This window comes from Synechococcus sp. H60.3, assembly GCF_047462295.1.
GTDB lineage: Bacteria > Cyanobacteriota > Cyanobacteriia > Thermostichales > Thermostichaceae > Thermostichus.
The window spans coordinates 1-18514 of sequence record NZ_JANSIY010000049.1 but is presented as its reverse complement, the minus strand read 5'-3'; the positions used below and the strand labels follow the sequence as shown (position 1 = coordinate 18514).

At 60.7% G+C, this 18514-nt stretch carries 20 protein-coding genes; 13 read left to right on the top strand and 7 right to left on the bottom strand.

Annotated features, from left to right (window positions below; all coding sequences use genetic code 11):
- The 3 genes from NW841_RS07035 to NW841_RS07025 all read left to right on the top strand — a co-directional run.
- The coding region (locus tag NW841_RS07035) for a GTP-binding protein (protein WP_414385951.1) at positions 1 to 449 on the top strand (449 nt) is incomplete at its 5' end.
- A gap of 80 nt (positions 450 to 529) precedes the next feature.
- Positions 530 to 856 (top strand): hypothetical protein, encoded by a 327-nt coding sequence (locus NW841_RS07030; protein WP_414385950.1) that lies wholly within the window; start codon positions 530 to 532, stop codon positions 854 to 856.
- A gap of 2 nt (positions 857 to 858) precedes the next feature.
- A complete protein-coding gene (locus NW841_RS07025) occupies positions 859 to 1080 on the top strand; it encodes a hypothetical protein (RefSeq protein ID WP_011430503.1) in 222 nt (73 codons plus the stop codon).
- Between the two features lie 52 nt (positions 1081 to 1132).
- On the opposite strand, the gene guaA is transcribed toward NW841_RS07025, so the two are convergent.
- On the bottom strand, positions 1133 to 2683 hold the full coding sequence (gene guaA / locus NW841_RS07020; RefSeq protein ID WP_414385949.1) for a glutamine-hydrolyzing GMP synthase: 1551 nt from the start codon (positions 2681 to 2683) through the stop codon (positions 1133 to 1135).
- Positions 2684 to 3076: 393 nt separating this feature from the next.
- On the opposite strand from guaA, the gene NW841_RS07015 reads away from it, so the two are divergent.
- From NW841_RS07015 to NW841_RS07005, 3 genes are all read left to right on the top strand, one after another.
- The gene (locus NW841_RS07015) at positions 3077 to 4102 is read left to right on the top strand and encodes a hypothetical protein (RefSeq protein WP_414385948.1); all 1026 of its coding nucleotides are present in this window, start codon (positions 3077 to 3079) and stop codon (positions 4100 to 4102) included.
- Positions 4099 to 4881 (top strand): 16S rRNA (guanine(527)-N(7))-methyltransferase RsmG, encoded by a 783-nt coding sequence (gene rsmG / locus NW841_RS07010; RefSeq protein WP_414365029.1) that lies wholly within the window; start codon positions 4099 to 4101, stop codon positions 4879 to 4881. Before NW841_RS07015 ends, rsmG begins: the two co-directional genes overlap by 4 nt.
- A gap of 195 nt (positions 4882 to 5076) precedes the next feature.
- On the top strand, positions 5077 to 5367 hold the full coding sequence (locus NW841_RS07005) for an RNA recognition motif domain-containing protein (protein ID WP_414385947.1): 291 nt from the start codon (positions 5077 to 5079) through the stop codon (positions 5365 to 5367).
- Positions 5368 to 5413: 46 nt separating this feature from the next.
- On the opposite strand, the gene NW841_RS07000 is transcribed toward NW841_RS07005, so the two are convergent.
- Positions 5414 to 6247, bottom strand: a complete 834-nt coding sequence (locus NW841_RS07000; RefSeq protein WP_414337194.1) for a metal ABC transporter permease — start codon at positions 6245 to 6247, stop codon at positions 5414 to 5416.
- A gap of 15 nt (positions 6248 to 6262) precedes the next feature.
- Complete coding sequence (locus tag NW841_RS06995) at positions 6263 to 7018, bottom strand: metal ABC transporter ATP-binding protein (protein ID WP_414385946.1); 756 nt, start codon at positions 7016 to 7018, stop codon at positions 6263 to 6265.
- Between the two features lie 62 nt (positions 7019 to 7080).
- On the opposite strand from NW841_RS06995, the gene NW841_RS06990 reads away from it, so the two are divergent.
- From NW841_RS06990 to NW841_RS06975, 4 genes are all read left to right on the top strand, one after another.
- Entirely contained in the window at positions 7081 to 8010 is a 930-nt protein-coding gene (locus tag NW841_RS06990) for a metal ABC transporter solute-binding protein, Zn/Mn family (RefSeq protein WP_414367775.1), read from the top strand.
- Between the two features lie 72 nt (positions 8011 to 8082).
- Complete coding sequence (aspS, locus tag NW841_RS06985; protein WP_414365033.1) at positions 8083 to 9888, top strand: aspartate--tRNA ligase; 1806 nt, start codon at positions 8083 to 8085, stop codon at positions 9886 to 9888.
- 61 nt (positions 9889 to 9949) lie between these two features.
- Positions 9950 to 10726, top strand: a complete 777-nt coding sequence (gene fabI, locus NW841_RS06980; protein WP_414348999.1) for an enoyl-ACP reductase FabI — start codon at positions 9950 to 9952, stop codon at positions 10724 to 10726.
- Positions 10727 to 10747: 21 nt separating this feature from the next.
- Entirely contained in the window at positions 10748 to 11884 is a 1137-nt protein-coding gene (locus NW841_RS06975) for an AI-2E family transporter (RefSeq protein ID WP_414365036.1), read from the top strand.
- 102 nt (positions 11885 to 11986) lie between these two features.
- Here NW841_RS06975 and NW841_RS06970 read toward each other — a convergent pair whose 3' ends face one another.
- From NW841_RS06970 to psbV, 4 genes are all read right to left on the bottom strand, one after another.
- Positions 11987 to 12844, bottom strand: a complete 858-nt coding sequence (locus NW841_RS06970; protein ID WP_414385945.1) for a sulfatase-like hydrolase/transferase — start codon at positions 12842 to 12844, stop codon at positions 11987 to 11989.
- Positions 12845 to 12870: 26 nt separating this feature from the next.
- Positions 12871 to 13362 carry a hypothetical protein gene (locus NW841_RS06965; RefSeq protein WP_414385944.1) on the bottom strand — a complete coding sequence of 164 codons (492 nt, stop codon included), beginning with the start codon at positions 13360 to 13362 and terminating at the stop codon, positions 12871 to 12873.
- 67 nt (positions 13363 to 13429) lie between these two features.
- Positions 13430 to 13954 (bottom strand): photosystem II cytochrome PsbV2, encoded by a 525-nt coding sequence (gene psbV2 / locus NW841_RS06960; RefSeq protein ID WP_414378268.1) that lies wholly within the window; start codon positions 13952 to 13954, stop codon positions 13430 to 13432.
- Entirely contained in the window at positions 13954 to 14451 is a 498-nt protein-coding gene (gene psbV / locus NW841_RS06955; protein WP_414370281.1) for a photosystem II cytochrome c-550, read from the bottom strand. Before psbV ends, psbV2 begins: the two co-directional genes overlap by 1 nt.
- Positions 14452 to 14926: 475 nt before the next feature.
- Between psbV and NW841_RS06950 the strand changes: the two genes are divergently transcribed.
- From NW841_RS06950 to radC, 3 genes are read left to right on the top strand one after another with little or no spacing between them, the layout of a single operon-like run.
- Positions 14927 to 15988, top strand: a complete 1062-nt coding sequence (locus NW841_RS06950; RefSeq protein ID WP_414385943.1) for a CIA30 family protein — start codon at positions 14927 to 14929, stop codon at positions 15986 to 15988.
- Complete coding sequence (locus NW841_RS06945; RefSeq protein ID WP_414385942.1) at positions 15981 to 17687, top strand: ArnT family glycosyltransferase; 1707 nt, start codon at positions 15981 to 15983, stop codon at positions 17685 to 17687. Before NW841_RS06950 ends, NW841_RS06945 begins: the two co-directional genes overlap by 8 nt.
- A gap of 7 nt (positions 17688 to 17694) precedes the next feature.
- Positions 17695 to 18426 carry a RadC family protein gene (gene radC / locus NW841_RS06940; RefSeq protein WP_414385941.1) on the top strand — a complete coding sequence of 244 codons (732 nt, stop codon included), beginning with the start codon at positions 17695 to 17697 and terminating at the stop codon, positions 18424 to 18426.
- The last annotated feature ends 88 nt before the right edge of the window (positions 18427 to 18514 follow it).

Below are 18514 nucleotides of genomic sequence, written 5' to 3'. Positions count from 1 at the left end.
ATCTGTTTCAGTCCAGCTCTCTGCCTCAGGAGGAGGCTCACGACACTGAGCATGGGCACGAGCATGACCATGAGCATGACCATGAGCATAACCATGAGCACGACCACGAACACGGCCACGAGCATGGCCACTCGCACCGCAGCCACATCGAGGTTGATGGTTTTAACTCCCTGGCTTTTGAGAGCGATCGCCCCTTTTCTCTAGACGCCTTCCAGAACTTTCTCAATGAGTTGCCCGAGGCAGTCTTTCGGGCCAAAGGGATCCTGTGGTTTGAAGAAAGCCCAGAGCGACATATCTTCCACCTCAGCGGTCGGCGCTACACCCTCAGTAGCGATGCATGGCCTCGCCAGCCCAAAAACCAGTTGGTGCTCATCGGCCAGCACCTCGATACGGCCAAGCTGCGGCAAAAGTTGGAAGCCTGTCTTGTCCCTGCACCCGTCCAGGGCTAAGACCTGGATGGCAGCCTAGAAGCGTCGGGCCCCGTTCCCCCAGCCTCGCGAGGGGAGCCTTGAGAGAGGGCATCCCAGCCATGTCCGACATTTTTGTGATGATCCGCAACCAGGCCAACAACGCCCTCACTTCCATCGATGGGATCCCTTTTGTCGCCTTTCTGGAGCGGGAGGGGCAACTGATTGCGGAAGAAACCATCGAGTTAATCTACGCCGACGCCGGCTTTGATGACCTGCCGATTGGAGAATACACTGTGGGGGTACGGCATGAACAGGTGGAGCCGCCAAAAGCCACCTGCCCAGTTGTGATTAGGGGTGCCGACGAAGTTGTTTTGGTAACATTTGTTTACCTTGAGCCCGAGCGGGTTCTGCTGAACGCTCAGATTGCTGTGGAAAAAAGGTTGTAACCATGACCGTCAAAGTGATCCCATCGCACTCCATCAAAGCTTTTCGCTATCGAGTGTTTTGTTTGGGACAAGATCTCTGGAATGCCCGGGATCCGATTAGCCGTGCCAACCTGGCCCTACAACTGGCCGACGCGGCCACAACCCTGGCTCGCATGGAAGTCCAAGCCGCTCAGCCCTTCAGCTCAAGCCCTTCCTATTCCCTGCCAGAAGCAGGCCATAGGTGATTGATCCAGGCCGGCCTTGAGGCCAGAGGCAAGGGATCCCGCCTGACCCGCATCACTCCCACTCGATGGTGCCGGGTGGCTTGGAAGTGATGTCATAAACGACGCGGTTAATGCCCGGCACCTCGTTGACGATGCGGTTGGAGATGGTGGCCAAGAGGTCGTAGGGCACCCTGGCCCAATCCGCCGTCATGCCGTCTTCGCTGGTAACCAGTCGTACCACCACTGGGCAAGCATAGGTGCGCTTATCCCCCATCACCCCCACCGAGCGCACTTCCGGCAGCAGCACGGCAAAGGCTTGCCACAGCTTGGGGTAGTAGCCGGAGCGGTTGATCTCCTGGCGGACAATCATGTCGGCCTCGCGCAGGGTTTCCAGACGCTCCTTAGTGACCTCGCCCACAATGCGGATGGCCAGGCCCGGCCCTGGGAAAGGATGGCGGCCAACAATTTCTTCCGGCAAACCCAGCGAGCGGGCCAGTTGCCGCACCTCATCCTTGAAAAGCTTGCGCAGAGGTTCTACCAGCTTAAAGCGCAGATTTTCCGGCAGGCCGCCGACATTGTGGTGGCTTTTGATCTTGACGGCGATGCGCTCTCCGGTCACCGGATCCACATTCGTGTTGGCCGACTCGATCACATCGGGGTAAAGAGTACCCTGGGCTAAGTACTCGAAGGGGCCCAGCCGCTGGGATTCTTCCTCAAAGACGCGAATAAACTCTGCCCCAATGCGCTTGCGTTTTTCTTCCGGGTCGGTAACTCCCTTCAACTGTTGGAGGAAGCGCTCCTGGCCATCTACGTAGTGGACAGGGATGTGAAATTGCTCTTGGAAAAGGCGCAGCAGCCGCTGCGGCTCATCCTTGCGCATAAACCCCTGATCGATGAAGACGCAGGTGAGCTGGTCACCGATGGCCTTGTGCAGCAAAAAAGCCAGAGTGGAACTATCCACCCCGCCGGAGAGAGCCAGCAACACCTTCTTGTCGCCCACACGGGCCCGGACTTCCCGAATCGCCTCCTCCAGAAAAGCTTCCGTTGTCCAGGTGGGCTCGCAGCCGCAGATGTGGTAGACAAAATTGCGAATGAGAAAGGCACCCGCCTGCGAGTGGGCCACCTCTGGGTGAAATTGCACTCCGTACAGACGACGCGCCGGGTTGGCAATGGCGGCAAAGGGGGTGTTGTCCGTGGCGGCCAGGGCGTGAAAACCTGGCGGCAACTCGGTCACCGCATCCCCATGGCTCATCCACATAATGCTGTTTTCCGGCAAGTTGGTGAGCAGGTCGGTGGGATCCAAAATGTGCAGGGCGGCACGGCCGTATTCCCCCTTCTGGGCTGGCTCCACCTTGCCCCCCAACTGCTGCACCATGAGCTGCATGCCGTAGCATACGCCCAGGATGGGGATCCCTAAGTTCCAGATCTCCGGGTCACAAGCAGGAGCGCCCGGCTCATAGACCGAGTTGGGGCCGCCGGAGAGGATGATGCCCTGGGGCCGTATTTGCCGCAGGTGTTCAGCGGTGGTGCGGTAGGAAAGGATTTCCGAATAGACGTGGGTTTCGCGAATACGACGGGCAATGAGCTCCGAGTACTGGGATCCAAAGTCGAGAATAACGATCATCTGGCGCTGCACCTTGAGGGGGAAAGAGACAGGTCAGAGCTAAGGAGAGATGCAGAAGCGCTCACAAAACCTCGCACAGTGCAGAAGAGAAAACCCGAACCAAGAAACCAACTTGGCTGTGGATAAGAAACGTTAAGGACCTTTCCATCGTAGCAGGGATGGGGGATTTTCTTGCAGCCGCCTGTCCTGGACAGCCTCTCCCAGGCCCGCTTTGAGAACAGAACTTCTCTGAAAAACTGTCTGATGAGCCCTGCCCCGCCAGCCAAGCGATGACTCCCAGTAACAATCGCAATAGTGAACCCAGAGACGCCAGGGCCGAGTCAAGACTTATGATCGTAAGGAGGCGATCCAGACCGGTGGGGATATTGGCAGGGATCTGCGATCCATCGTTTTATGTCCATTGTGGCTGAATCCTTTCAAACCTATCTTCGTCGTCGCCGCCGCCTGCTGGCCCGCCGCCTCCAACGGCAGCAGGGGTGGGGTGTGGTTTTGGCTTTGTTGGCTGTGTATTTGCTCAGTTGGGATGCGCCGGGCCAGGCTGGGCTATTGTCGCACCTGTGGAGGGGGCAACCCCTGTGGTTGGTGGTGATCCCGCTGTTGGGGGGAGGGCTGTACAGCTTGGGTGTAGGGCTCATCTGGATGCTGCGGCAGCGCCGACTTCCCCAGGGATCCGCAGGTTCTGCTCAGCTTCTGGCCCAGATGATCAGCTTGCCCCACTTGGCTTTGGCCGCTCTGCTCTGGCTGGGGTTGGCGATTTGGGGAGAGCATCTTCTGCCTTTTCTGGCCCAGCAAAAGCCGCAGTTGTTGGCAGGCCTGGTGATCAGTTGGCTGCTGGCCCAGGGGTGGAGTTTTCTGCAAACGGGTTGGGTGGTAGAGGCCGGACAACTGTGGGCCGATTATCTGCAGGAGTTGCGCAGCTCTGTATTGCAGCCCTGCTACCAGCGCCTGGAAACCTGTCGTCGCTCGCTCCATTTTTACCATGCCATTTGGCAAGATCTGCAACTGGAAGAACTGGAGGCCCAGCACCTGATTCAACTGTTGTCTGAGTCGCTGCTGCCGCTGACGCTGCCGCTCAAGGTTTATGCTCAGCGGGTTCACCATTGCTGTCAGCAGTTGGCGGCCTTATTGGCCCAGATGCAAGAGCGGGTAGAACGGCTGGAGCAGGTGCTTTTGGATATAGAGCTGGAGTTGGCTGCCCAGCAGCCGTTGCAAGCTCAGCCCCAGCCGATCAACTTGCTGGCAGAAGATTGGGCCAACTGCCAGGAGCTGGATTTGCAGGAGCTGGTGTGCTTGAACCAGGAGCTGCTGGGCGCCGACCGATCTTTGCAGGGCTTGACCCAAGAGCTGAAAGGCTGGGCCGACCGAGCCATTCCTGCCGGATTGCAACTGGGATCGCGATGGCTGGGATCCCTGGGATGAAGAAGGCTGCCCCGCCTACCTCTGAGCCCCCCGAACTGGAGGCCCTCTGGGAGAGCTGGCTGGCGGAGCTGGGCTGGCAGCCTTCTGAGCCGCAGCGGCAGCAACTGCAACAGCTCTATCCCCTGGTGATGGCCGGAAACCGCACCCAGAACCTGACCCGCATCACCGCTCCCATCGATTTTTGGGAGAAACACCTGTGGGACTCGCTGCGGGGCCTACGCTTGCTGGGATCCTGGGCGGCGATTCAAGCTCGGCCCTGGCGGGGCATCGACATCGGCACCGGGGCAGGGTTTCCAGGGATCCCGGCCCAAATTGCCCTGCCCCAGGCCAGCTTCACCCTCCTGGACAGCAGCCAACGCAAGATTGCCTTTGTGCAAGAGGCCCTGCAGCAGCTCTCCCTGACCCAGGCGCGGGCGGTGGCCCAGCGAGCCGAAATCTGGGGGCAAGACCCGCAGGAACGCGGCAGCTACGATCTGGCCCTGGCCAGAGCCCTGGCAGCGGCGGAGGTTTGCGCCGAGTATTGTCTGCCCCTGCTCAAGGTGGGGGGACGCGCCATTCTCTACCGCGGCCATTGGACCGAGGCAGAAGCCCAAACTCTGGAGCGAGCCCTTTCTCTCCTGGGGGGGAAGCTGATCCACGTCGAAGCCTTCACTACCCCCCGCAGCCACGGGATACGGCATTGCCTGCTGGTGGAGAAAGTTGCCCCCACACCAGCTTGCTATCCCCGTCCTCCCGGCATTCCCAAACGCCAACCCCTGGGACAGGACAAGCACCGCTAAAAGTTGGGATCCTTAATTTCCTAGTTCAAAAAAGCTTCTGCAAGTTCCTGGAGAAAGATCTTGAACAGGTAGTTTGCAAATGCCGTCGGGGAGACTAAGATGTGGTTGGCATCAGGTTCGGATTGAGCCAATGGTCTAACCAGGTGAGCTTCCGAACTGAGCGCTAAAAGGTTAAGGTTCGGAGTTTGCTACGTTATGACCATTTTTGTGGGCAACTTGTCCTTCAAAGCCAGTGAAGAAGACCTACGGCTTGTGTTTTCCGAGTACGGCACCGTCAAGCAAATTAAGCTGCCAGTGGATCGGGAGACGGGCCGCAAGCGGGGCTTTGCTTTCGTGGACCTGGAAAACGAGGCCGACGAGCAGAAAGCCATCGACGAGTTGGATGGCGCCACCTGGATGGGCCGGGATCTGAGGGTTAACAAGGCAATGCCGCGTCAGGCCAGCGCAGGCGGCAGCAGGCGGGATAGCCGTTCTTCCCGCTTCTAATCGGATAGGCTCTGGGCCGGGGATCCCTCTCTTCTCTCCCCGGCCTTTAGCTTTGGCCGAAGATGACTCTGGCCAGAAAGGCTAAGCCAAACCAGACGGAGGCCACCAAGACAATGGCCGGGCCGGAGGCGACGTTGAGGTAGTAGCTAGCGTACATCCCCAGCAGGCTAGCGCTGACGCCAAAGAGGGATCCCAGCAGCATTACCTGGTGCAGGCGAGGCGCCAGCAGGTAAGCTGTTGCTGCTGGCGTGATGAGCATGGCCAGCACCAGCAGCACCCCCACCGCCTTCATGCTGGCCACCAGAGTGAGGGAGGTGAGCGCCATCAGCCCCCATCCCAACCCTGCAGTAGGCAGGCCGGCTGCCTTGGCCCCCAGGGGATCGAAACTGTAGAAGGTCAGCTCCTTAAAAAAGAGGGCCACCAATCCCAGCACCAGGACGGTGATGCCCACCACTGTCAACACATCAGCGGCGCTCACCCCCAGGAGGTTGCCGAAGAGGAAGTGGTTGAGATCGATGCGGGCCCGCCGTTGGATTAACGTGATTAAGAGGATCCCTAGGGCAAAAAAAGCAGAAAAGACGATCCCCATGGCCGCATCGGGCTTGAGGGGGGTGGCGGAGCGGATCCACTGGATGAGCAGGGCGCTCAGTAACCCCGCCACGAAGGCACCGACAAAGAGGTTGAGATCCAGCAGGTAGGCAATGGCCAGGCCCGGCAGCAGCGAATGGCTGAGGGCATCCCCCAGGAGGGCCAAGCTTTGCACCAGCAAATAGCTGCCCACCACCGCGCAGAGAACGCCGATGGCCACCGCCACCAGCAGAGCCCGCTGCATAAAGGCAAACCGCAAGGGATCCGCCAGGGTGTGCCAGAGCCCTTCCATACCACCCCTCACCCCCTAGGCAGCTGAGTCCAAGGGCAGGATGCGGCCATAGGCCCGCTGCAACACCTGCGGCTGCAGCACCTGCTGCGGGGATCCCTGGGCAATCAGGACGCGGTTGAGGAGAAGCACCTCATCAAAGTGGGCCAGCGCCTGCCCCAGGTCGTGGTGCACCACCATCACGATATGGCCGGCGTCGGCCAACTCCCGCAAAACCTGAAACACAATGGCCTCGCTGGGCTGGTCGATCCCGGCCAGCGGCTCGTCCAGGGCGTAGATCTCGGCTGCCTGCGCTAGAGCCCGCGCCAAAAACACCCGCTGCTGCTGTCCCCCTGATAGCCGACCGATGGGCCGATCCCGATAGGTCCCCATCCCCACCCGCTCCAGAGCTTGCGCTGCCCGCTCCCGACCTTGCGGACCGATGCGGCGCAACCAGCCGGCAGCTCTCACCTGTCCCATCAGCACCACATCCCACACCGTGGCCGGAAAGCTCCAGTCGATGGCCGACCGCTGCGGCACATAGGCCACCTGCTCCCCCCGCAGCGCCTGGCCGCCGTAGCGCACCTCGCCCCCCTCTTTTGGCACCAACCCCAGCAGCGCCTTGAGAAAGCTGCTTTTGCCAGCCCCGTTGGGGCCCAGGATGCCCGTGATGCACCCTGGCTGGATCTCGGCGCTGATCCGCTCCAACGCCAGCAACTTGCCATAGCGCACCGTCAGATCCCGCACCACCAGAGAGGCCGGACGAAGAGGGAGAGCAATCGCTGGCTTTTTCATTTTCCTTTCATTTTCGCCAAGACCAGTGTACCCTAAGGGGAAACTCAAATAGTGAAACAATTATGAAAACCAAGATCTTTTCTTTGCGCCGCTTGGTGGTGGGGCTTGGCCTGCTGATGGGCGGTTGGACATCTCTGGCCAGCTTGGCTGTGGCACGTCCCCGCGTTGTGGCTACCACCACTCTGATTGCCGATTGGGTAGAGCAGGTGGGTCAAGATCGCATCCAGCTCAGCAGCCTGCTGCAGCCGGGACAGGATCCCCACGTCTATGAGCCGACACCGGCAGATGCCGCAGCTCTCGAGCAGGCGGATCTGGTGTTTTACAACGGCTACAACTTGGAGGCGGGGTTGATTCGTCTCGTCAACGCTGCTGCTCAACGGGCGCGGCGGGTTGCCCTGGCCGAGATCCTCGACCCCATCGTCACCGATGAGGACGGGATCCCGACGCCGGATCCCCATGTATGGGGCAATGTGGAAAACGTCATCCTCATGGTGGAGCCCATTGCCCAGGAGCTGGCGGAACAGGTGCCCGGCGAAGCGGCTTTTTTTCAGGCCAATGCCGCCGCCTATCGGGCGGAGCTGGAAGAGCTCCACGCCTGGATCGCGGAGCAGATTCAGACCATTCCCCCTGCCAACCGGGTTTTGGTGACCACCCACGCTGCCTTTGCCTACTACACCCAAGCCTACGGCCTGAAGATGGGGGGATCCCTCTTGGGGATCAGCACCGAGGAACAGCCCAGCGCCCAGACGGTGGCTCGGTTGGTGGAGGAGATCCGCGCCCTGGGGGTGCCGGCGGTTTTTGCCGAGACCACCCTTAACCCCGCTCTCATCCAAACGGTGGCCGCCGAAGCGGGAGTCCAGGTGGCCGAACAGGAACTGTACTCGGACTCCCTAGGGGAGCCAGGCAGCGGTGCCGAAACCTACATCGCTATGATGCGCCACAACACCTGCACGATTGTGGGGGCCTTGGGCGGATCCCCTGATTGTCCTTGAGGGGCAGAATCGAGGCAGGGGGGCTGAGTTTTGTATGATAGGGGCTCAGACCCTTGTTTTCTTACCGCGTCCATGCCTGCTGCTATCCGTCGCCCGCCCCGTTCCCTCTATTGTGGCCAAGTGCGCCCAGCTCACATCGGCCAGAGTGTCACCCTCTACGGCTGGATCGACCGCCGCCGCGACCACGGGGGCGTGATCTTTCTCGATCTGCGGGATCGCTCCGGCATTGTGCAACTGGTGGCGGATCCCCAGAAGACCCCCCTCTCCTACGAGCTGGCTAAGGAGGTGCGCAGCGAATACGTAGTGCGGGTCACAGGTAGGGTTCAGCAGCGGCCTGAAGACTCCTTTAACCCCCGCCTGCCCACCGGCGAAGTGGAGGTCTACGCAGAAGAGCTGGAAATTCTCAGCCGCGTGGGCAAGCAGCTTCCCTTCAGTGTCTCGGGGGAAGAAGGGGAAGAGGTGCGGGAGGAGATTCGCCTGCGCTACCGCTACTTGGACTTAAGGCGGGAGCGCTTGTCCCGCAACCTGCAACTGCGCCACCAGGTGATCAAGGCCATTCGCCGCTTTCTGGAGGACGAAGAAGGCTTTATCGAGGTGGAGACCCCCATCCTCACCCGCTCCACCCCCGAAGGTGCCAGAGATTACTTGGTGCCCAGCCGCGTCAACCCCGGCGAGTGGTTTGCCCTGCCGCAGTCGCCCCAGCTTTTTAAGCAGTTGCTGATGGTGGCTGGCGTGGATCGCTACTACCAAATTGCCCGCTGTTTTCGGGATGAAGATCTGCGGGCGGATCGCCAGCCGGAGTTTACCCAGTTGGACATGGAGATGAGCTTCCTGGATCAGGAGGCAATCTTGGAGCTCAACGAGCGGCTCATCGGCCACATCTTCAAAACTGTCAAAGGGATCGACCTGCCCCGTCCCTTCCCGCGGCTGACCTACGCCGAGGCTATGGCCCGCTACGGCTCCGACAAACCCGACACCCGCTTTGGGCTGGAGTTGGTGGATGTTTCGGGGGTGTTTCAGGGATCCCGCTTTCAAGTCTTCGCCAAAGCCCTGCAGCAGGGGGGAGTGATCAAGGCTCTGCCGGTGCCCGGCGGCGACGAGAGGATCTCCAACACCCGCATCAAGCCCGGCGGCGATCTGTTCAAGCTGGTTACCCAGTACGGGGCGGGCGGCCTGGCCTTCATTCGGGTGCGCGCCGGCAGCCTCGATACCATTGGTGCCCTCAAGGAAAGCCTTAGCCCTGAGCAGGAGAAGCAGTTGCTGCAGATGACCAACGCCAAGCCAGGGGATCTGCTGCTGTTTGGGGCAGGGCCGGCTGCCGTGGTCAACGAGTCGCTGGGCCGCCTGCGGCTGCACCTGGGGCAGGAGCTGGGCTTGATCCCGGAGAACGCCTTGAATCTTCTCTGGATCACCGATTTCCCCATGTTTGAGTTCAACGCCGAGGAAAACCGCCTAGAAGCCCTGCACCACCCCTTTACCGCTCCCCACCCCGACGACTTGGCCGACCTAAAAACGGCGCGGGCCCAGGCCTACGACCTGGTCTGGAACGGCGTGGAAGTGGGCGGGGGATCCCTGCGCATCTACCAGCGGGAGATCCAGGAGCAGGTTTTCCAGGCCATCGGCCTCACCCCTGAGCAGGCGCGGGACAAGTTTGGCTTTTTGCTAGAAGCCTTTGAGTACGGCACGCCGCCCCACGGGGGCATCGCCTACGGCCTAGACCGGCTGGTGATGCTGCTGGCGGGGGAAGATTCCATCCGCGATGTCATCGCCTTTCCCAAAACCCAGCAGGCCAGGTGTTTGCTCACCGGCGCCCCTGCCGGCGTCGAGCCCAAGCAGCTCAAAGAACTGCACGTGGCTTCCACCTATCAGCCCAGCTAAGGGATCCCTCCACCTGTGTGGGAGGATGGATAGGCATGTACCCCTACTCTTGGGTCTCCTTATGCTAGATCTGACCGGAAAGAAAGCCTTGGTAACTGGCATTGCCAACGAGCGCTCCATCGCCTGGGGCATTGCCCAGCAACTGCACAAAGCGGGAGCTACGTTGGGGGTTACCTACTTGCCAGACGAGCGGGATCGCTTCAAAACCAAAGTCCAGCAATTGACGGAGCCCCTGCAGCCGGATTTTCTCCTTCCCTGCGACGTGCAAAGCGACCAGCAGATCAACGATCTGTTTCAAGGGGTGGCCCAAAAATGGGGTCAGGTCGATATCTTGGTTCACTGCCTGGCTTTCGTTAAAAAAGAAGAGCTGAGCGGCAACTTTAGCGATATCTCGCGGGAGGGGTTTGCCCTGGCCATGGATGTGAGCACCTACTCCCTGATTGCCCTCTGCCGGGCCGCCAAGCCCCTCTTGAGAGCCGGCAGCAGCATCCTCACCCTCACCTATCTGGGGGGCGTGCGGGTGGTGCCCAACTACAACATGGCCGCTGTCACCAAAGCGGGCCTGGAAACCTGTGTTCGCTACCTGGCGGCCGAGCTGGGCCCTGCCGGGATCCGGGTGAATGCTATCTCTGCCGGGCCCATTCGCACCCTGGCTTCTTCGGCGATTTCGGATTTTCATGCCATGCTGCACGCGGTGGAGGAGAAAGCTCCGCTGCGGCGCAATATCACCCAGCTCGAGGTGGGCAATGTGGCTGCTTTTTTGGCCAGCGACCTGGCCAGCGGCATTACCGGCCAGGTGATCTATGTGGATAGTGGATATAGCATCCTGGGTTTTTAGGCTCTTGGGGATCCCCCTGGCATGAATCGCTTCTCACCTTTGCAGCGGCTGCTGCTCACCTGGATTTTGATCGTCATTAGCGGCTGGCTGGCCCTGCAGGTGGGCCGGCTGTTTGGCCATCTGCTCACCACCCTCCTGACGGCAGCGGTGCTGGCCTTTTTGCTCAACTATCCGGTACAGGTGCTGCAGCGCTATCGGGTCAGTCGGGGTTTGGCGGTCACCCTGGTTTTTGCCCTGTCGGTGGTGCTGCTGGCCTTGGTAGGGATCGCCATCGTGCCCATCCTGGCCAAGCAGGTGGTGCAGTTGGGGGCGCGGATCCCGGAGTGGGTGGATACCTTACAAAGCTGGCTGGATCAAATCAGCCTGTGGGCGGCAGAGCGCAACATCAACCTCGGCCAGACGGAGCTGGTGAACACCCTCCTCAACCGCCTGCAGGCCAGTGCCGAAAAAATTGCCAGCCAATCCCTAGACATCCTCCTGGGCACCTTTAACCAGGTGGTTGACTTGGTGTTGGTGTTGGTGCTGGCCCTCTACATGCTGCTCTACGGGGGCCAGTTCTGGCAGGGGTTGCTCAGCCTCTTCCCCAAGCCCTGGGGGCCGCGCATCGGCGAAGCCCTGGCTCTGAGTTTCCAGAACTTTCTCATCAGCCAGTTGGTGTTGGGGTTCATTATGGCCCTGATGCTGGTGCCAGTGTTTGGGCTGCTGCGAGTACCCTTTGGGCTTTTGTTTGGCCTCTTGATTGGCCTGCTGGAGGTGATCCCGCTAGTGGGGGGCTTTATCGGCATCGGCGCGGCAGCAGTGCTGCTGGCCTTCCAAGATATCTGGCTCAGCCTCAAGGTGGTGCTGGTCTCCTTGATCGTGCAGCAGATCAAGGATCGAGTCATCGCTCCCCGGCTAATGGGGGAACTGATTGGCCTCAACCCGGTGTGGATCTTGATTGCCCTATTGGTGGGGGCGCAACTGGGGGGCATCTTGGGCGTGATCGTTGCCATTCCCCTAACCAGTGTGGTGAAAAGTCTCTACGAGATTGCCCGTTCCGCCGACTTGGCCGCCGAAGATGGCTTATCCCCTGCTGCGAAGGTGACCTCCCTCGGCAAAAGCCCCATCGAAACCCACCGGGATCCCACCTTGCCCAAGCCAGAGACCCAGCAGGTCTAGCCCCTTTTTCGCAGACGACTCTTCCAGGCAGCAACCTAGCCCCGATCCCCATCTCCCCTCTCCCAGAGGAAGAGGGCCGGGGGTGAGGGGCTGGGCCTTGTCCTAGCGAATTTTTCCCTCAATGAAAGGCACTTCTAGCACCTTTTCGTGCTGGATGGGGCCATGGCCAAAGTAGCCCCCTTCCCCAAACAACTCGCCGTGGTCGGCAGTAACCGTGATGTAGGTGTTTTTGGGAACCAGATCGAACAGTTGCTCAAAGACCCCATCTAGGTAGCGCACCGCCTCGATCTGCCGCTGGCGCAGCTCCTCCAACTGGGCGGAATTGAAAAAGGGGATCCCGGCCTCTTCCCCTTCATCCAGGCGCTTTAACACACCATTGACCCCAGAGATGCGGGGCCACGAGCTGGGGTCCTCGTCGGGCAGGGCGTAGGGATAGTGAGTTTCGCCCACATTTAATAGGTAAAAGCTGGGGCGATCCGGCTCGAAGCGCAACTGCTCCACCATGGCCGCCATATCGTTGTGCCGCGGCATGAGACGGTAGGAATCGAAGTCGCGATTGAGCAGAGTGCTGGGGTTGAGCACCGGCAGGGAGACCATGGCATGGGTGGTGTAGCCCAGTTGATGCTTCAGGAGCGTTGGCAAGTAGAGGTGAGGCAGCAGATGCTTGAACTCAATCGGCTGCCGGGTGCCGAGGCGCTCGTTGTAACGCAAATACTCCTGCTTGTAGTGCTCAGAGGCGAAAACGTGGGTAGGGCTGGTGTGAGGCAACAGGCCCATCAGCAGGTTGTAATGGGCGGGAGCCGTCCAGGAGGCGTAGCTCCAACGCTTTTCCAGGGATCCCAACTTGAGCAGATGCTTGGGGTTAGCCGCCAGCAGGCTGTCGAAGCGGCAACTGTCCAAAATGATCAACAGGTAGTGATTTTGCCCTTGGGGCTCAGGTCGGGGAGCGGGCTCAGGCAAGGGATTTGCAGAAGATCTCCACCAGCTTAGGAGTCCCATTCCTCTTCCTCCTCTTGGCCGGGGTAGGGACGTCGGACGATCCGCCAGTTGGGGGTAGTGGCCGTGTCGTCTTCCTCCTCAGGTTCAGCGGGTTGGCGAATGCGTTCCGGCGGGATATTGGAATAGGAATAGCGACCTGCCTGGGGATCCGGCTCGTACTCCGGCAGATCTTGAGGCAAATAGTGGTCGGGGGGAATCATCTGCGCTTCCAAGAAGCGCACTCGGTCGATGAGCTGGTTTAACTTGCGGATTGCCTGTCGCTGCAACGCCTGATCATGCATCCGCCAAGCGCCCACATACAGAAACCCCAAGCCGACTCCTACCCCATAGGCAGTGAACAGCGTCAGCGACAAAGGAATCGCAGCGCCGGCTTGACCAGCCACGACGACCGCTGCTGTGGATCCCCAGTTTTGGACAAGGAAAACGAGCAGGGCCAGTATCCACAGGCCCAGGAGTATGGAGCGGATATTCTGGAGCATGGCCGCCACCTTCCCTTTTCACTAGGCTATCACCACCCCTGCAACGGGCGGAGGGAACCCCGATTCCTCAGCCACCTCCGATGACGTTGGATCCCCAGCCCGGAGCCACTTGAGCCGCCCTGAGGATAAAGGCAGCCAGGTTGCGCAGCGCTTCATCATCCATCCAGGAGGGAGGCACAGGGCGGCAGCCATAGCTAACTTCGGTGCCATCGTAGCTGCGGGGATCCCGCTGGTACTCCATGAGAGCTTGAATGGTGTCGCGGGGCGGGGTGGCGCCGCGCAAGGCCTTGAGCGAAAGGGAAATGTTAGGAGCCGGTAGGGTAGAGCCGCCCACGTGGCAGTTCAGACAGGCAGCCTGAAAGCGATTTTTCCCGTCGGTAAGTTGCTCTGGAGTAAAGGTGAGCATGTGCCCTTCGGCATCCCAGGGCAACTCTATTGGCTCAGTGGTTCGCAGGTACTGGCTCACATAGGGATCAACGCGGCCTGCCGCTGGGCTAGCTATCCCTAGCCATACCAAAAGCAGGATCCCGGCCCACCTCCAGCCACGGCCCGGGATCCCCCACCGGTTTGCCCCTTGAGTTTGCCCAGGCATTAGAGATAGGCGGAAAGGTCGCTGTGGGATTCGCTCTTGGTGCCGCCCCAGCCGGGTACGGTCTTAGCCTGCACTAGGATGTAGCCGGCAATTAACTTCAGATCCTCATCGGTGAGGTTGCGCAGGCGAGGATACTCACTCAGAAGCTGGGTGTTGGGATGATATTCCACCAGGGACTCTACCCCGTCATAGGTGACCGGGTTCTTGATGTAGTCTACGATCGCCAACACATTATCGCGGGGAGGTGTTGCCCCCTCCAGATCCGAGAGCTTCAGGCTCACGTCCGGGTTGGGATAGGTCTGGCCACCCACATGACACTGGGCACAGGCTTTGTTGAATAACTGCTTTCCTCTGGCCAGTTGCGCTTCTGTGAAAGTGATGGACTCGGTTGGCGACAAGGCTACAGGAGGAATCTGCCTGGCCGCCAAGGCCGGCCCCCAGGCATATCCGGCCATCCCCAAAGCCAAGATCAGGACCAATAACCGACGACGCGCCATCGCGAACGCTTTCTGAAGAGAAAAAGATTTGCTAAACATGGTTCTCCGTAGTTCGATCTTAGAAGGGGGGGGTCAGCTCCGCTCCAGCGACAAACCCGACAACAGGATCAAGAATAGACCATTGCGAGATCATTTGCCGATGGGATCCGGGATCGCTTTTGCAAGCTATTCTCTTCGACTTTTAGTGTTAAGTTTGATTGCGGATCCAGCGCCCCCTCAACGGTTGGGTTAGTGCCCCCACCCTGCCGAGAGCGGCAATGCGATCCACAAAAGCAAACTCGGAGAAGGGATCCCTTGCCTTCTGGAGAGGACAGCAGCGGTTGGCTTGATCCGCTGCCGAGAAAACCTAGGGCCGGCAGAGGTTGGGGCAGATAGGGTTGAGGAGTCTTCAAAGGCGGTTCAATTGCTAGGGATCCCCTGACTGGGGCTATCCTGTAAGCATCTCGCCTGCGTGCGTTCTCTAGATGGGAAGGCCATGCCTTGGGATCTGGGGCGGTTTTGGAACACGCTGACCTACTACGAAGCGCTGCCCTTTGCTGACCTCTGGCGCTGGGTTCAGAATGGGTTTCAGACAGCAGCCGTTGACTTCATGCCTCCTTCCCTGGCGACTTCAGCTCCCCTTCCCGTGATCCTCTTGGGCGATGGCCTACCAGTGGGGCTGGCGGAGGCGCTGCACCGGCAAGGGGCAGAAGTCCAGGAGAGAGGGGATGAGGTGACAGCCAGGGTCATCCTCGGTCTGGAGAACCGGGAGAAAGCTAAGGCCTACCTAGAGCGCCTGCGCCGCAGCGGCCAAACGGAACAGATGCTCTTTGACTTTCGCCGGCCCGATCCCCAGGTGAACCAGTTCTGGGGCATCCTCGACGATGTGGTGATGGGCGGGGTGAGTCAAAGCCAACTGCTCTGGGGGGAGGGTGAGCTGCTGTTTACGGGCCAGGTTTCCACGGCCAACTTCGGCGGCTTTGTTTCCACCCGCACCCGCAATTGGCAGCCGCCCTTGGATGCCTCAGGGTTTGCCGGCCTGGAGCTGCGGCTACGGGGCGATGGACAGCGCTACAAGGTTTTGCTGCGGGATCAAGGGGGCTGGGACAGCCCGGCCTACAGCTATGCTTTCAACACCACCCCAGGGGAGGAGCAGACTGTTCAAGTTCCTTTTGCCGAGATGGTGCCCACCTTTCGCGCCCGCCGGGTTGCCGCTCCTCCCTTGAATACCCGCCAGATCCATTCGCTGCAACTGATGCTGAGCAAGTTTGAAGCGGACGGCAGTCCCAACCCCCGTTTTCGGCCTGGGCCGTTTCGGCTGGGCGTGCGTTGGATCGGGCTCTATCGCCAGAAGCCGCTGCCGCAACTGATTGGGGTGGCGCGGGGATCCCTAACTCCCGATTGGGTGGCGGCCCTGCAGGAGAGCTCCAGCCGTTGGTGTGGGGTGGAGATGCCCGCCGAGATCGAGGGATCCACCTTAGCCGCTCACCTACTGCGCCTTTTGCGCTCGCCCGCCAGTGTGGGCCGGGTGGTGCCTCTGGAAGCCTTCCATGGCTAGGCTTCTTGGCGGCCTCCAGGGATCCCTGGGGATGGGGCTTTTGGCCCTCCTGTGGCTGGGGGCGGGCCAGGGGATCCCTTACCTGTTTGACTGGGACGAGCTCATTTACGCCAGCTTGGCGCGGCAGATGCTATCCAGCGGCGATCCCCTGGCTTTGCAGATCAACGGCGAGCCCTTCTACGAGAAGCCGCCTCTGTTTTTCTGGCTGCAGGCCCTGGCGATGGCGGCCCTGGGGGTCAACGAAGGGGCGGCGCGGCTACCCAATGCGTTTGCCGGCGGCATCACGGTGGCCCTCTTGGGGGCGTGGGGAGCGCGGCTGCGCGGGGTGGGGTTTGGCTGCCTCTGGGGGATCCTGCTCCTGACGGGCTACCTGCCTTTGTTTTTCTACAAAACCGGCCTCATCGACCCGCTGTTGAATTTGGGCATGGGCGTGGGGCTGGGATCCCTTTGGGCTGCTGACGAGGCCCGTCGCTCCGGCCGCTCCGGGCAGGGGTGGAACGCCCTGGGCGCGCTGGCCTTGGGCCTAGCGGTGTTGGCCAAAGGACCCGTGGGGCTGGTGTTGCCGCTGGGCATCTGGGCCCTCTACAAGCTCTGGCAGCGGGATCCGCCAAGGCGGTGGGGGGAGATGGTGGCCTTCCTCGGCTTGGCGGGGGCTATTCCTCTGGCCTGGCTGGCGCTGGAAGCAGCGGCGCGGGGGCTGCAGTGGCTGGCGGCGTTTTGGCACTACCAGTGGGGTTTGGTGAGTACCCCCAGCGGCCACCCCGGCCCAGTTTACCTGCATCTCTTGGCCTTTGCTCTAGGGTGTTTTCCCTGGGCGGCTCCGGCCTTGGCCGAGATCTTGGCCAGCCTCCGCAGGAGCAGTGACTCGGCAGCGGCGGATTTAACTCAGCGGGCAGAACGCCTGCTGTTGGTGGCCTTCGGGGTGGTGCTGGCTCTGTTTTCGCTCTTGGTGCAAACCAAGTTGATCCACTACACCTCGCTGCTTTATCCCATCGGCGCCTACTTTGCTGCCCTGCGCCTGCAACGCCTGGGATCAAGAGAGGCTCAACTCAGCGTTTGGGAAGGCGGCTGGATCCTGCTGAGCGGTTTGTTTTGGCTAGCCCTGTGGCTGCTATTGCCCTGGCTGGGATCCCAGGATCCCGTCCTGCTGCTGCCGAGGGTCGAGAAGGGATTGGCGGCTTTGGGGATCCCGCTTTCCGACCTTTTTGAGAGCCTAGCGGGCAGCTTGGCGCTTGGATATCTCCAGGCCGAGGTGGAGTGGCCCTTCTTCACCTATGGCCCTGCTGGGCTCCTGGCGTTGGGGGGACTGGCCTGGATTAGAGCTCGGCACAATGTTCGAGGATGGGCCATCTTGCTCTTGGCCACGGGACTAAGCGCCCAGTTGGCCTGGAGCTGGGTTTTCCCAAGGGTGTTGCAGCATACCCAGGGGGGATCCGTCCACTTCTTCCGGCAGTTTGCCGGCCCAGAACCGGCTCTTTCGGGAAGGGTTGGCCTTTATGGGCTGCGGTCATTTGTACCCTATTTCTATGGCCCGCTGCGGGTGCCCTATGCCGCCAACCTGGAGGAGCTGGCCGCCTGGCAGGTGCCCGACTATCTGGTGACCTGGGATCCCTTTGTAGCTGAGCTAGCAGCAACTTGGCAGGTCGTAGAGCGCCGCAGCCCCTTTTGGCTGTTGAAAAAAACCTCTTCTCTGCCTTAGCCGCAAGATGAGCCAGTACGTGTTGCGTATCAGCGACCTTCCCCTTCAGGATCGCCCGCGCGAGCGACTGCTTAACCAAGGGGCAAGAAACCTCTCCCACGCGGAGCTGCTGGCCATTTTGCTCAATACCGGCCAGGGGGCAGGTAAGCTCTCGGCCGTTGGCCTGGCCCAGTTGCTCTTGAAAAAATTGGAAGCCCAGGGGGATCCCTTAGCCCAACTGCGCCAGCTGGAAGCCGGGGAGCTGCTGCAAATTGAGGGCATTGGCCCAGCCAAAGCAGCAACAGTGTTGGCCGCCATCGAGCTGGGGCGGCGGGTGTTTTTGGCCCGACTACCCGAGCGGACGGTGATTGAATCGCCAGAACAGGCGGCCATGGCCCTAAGCGGCGACCTGATGTGGGAGACCCAAGAGCACTTTGCCGTCCTGCACTTGGACATCAAACACCGCCTCATTGGCCAGCAGATTGTAACCCGGGGAACCGCCACGGAAACTCTCACCCACCCGCGGGAAACCTTCCGCAGCGCCATCAAGCAAGGAGCCAGCCGCATCCTGGTGGCCCACAACCACCCCTCCGGCAGTTTGGATCCCAGCCCGGAGGATCTTGCCCTGACGCGGCAACTCTTGCAGGCGGGGCAACTGCTGCAGATCCCGGTTTTGGATCACCTCATCCTCGGCGGCGGGCAGTTCCTCAGCCTGCGCCAACACACCCGCCTGTGGGAGGAGTTTCCCCAGCCGGAGTAGCACCCCCAGCCCCTCTCCCAGGGGAGCCAGCCCAAGCGCTCCGCGCCGCTCACGCGACCACCCCCGGCCCTGTCACTTATAAACATCT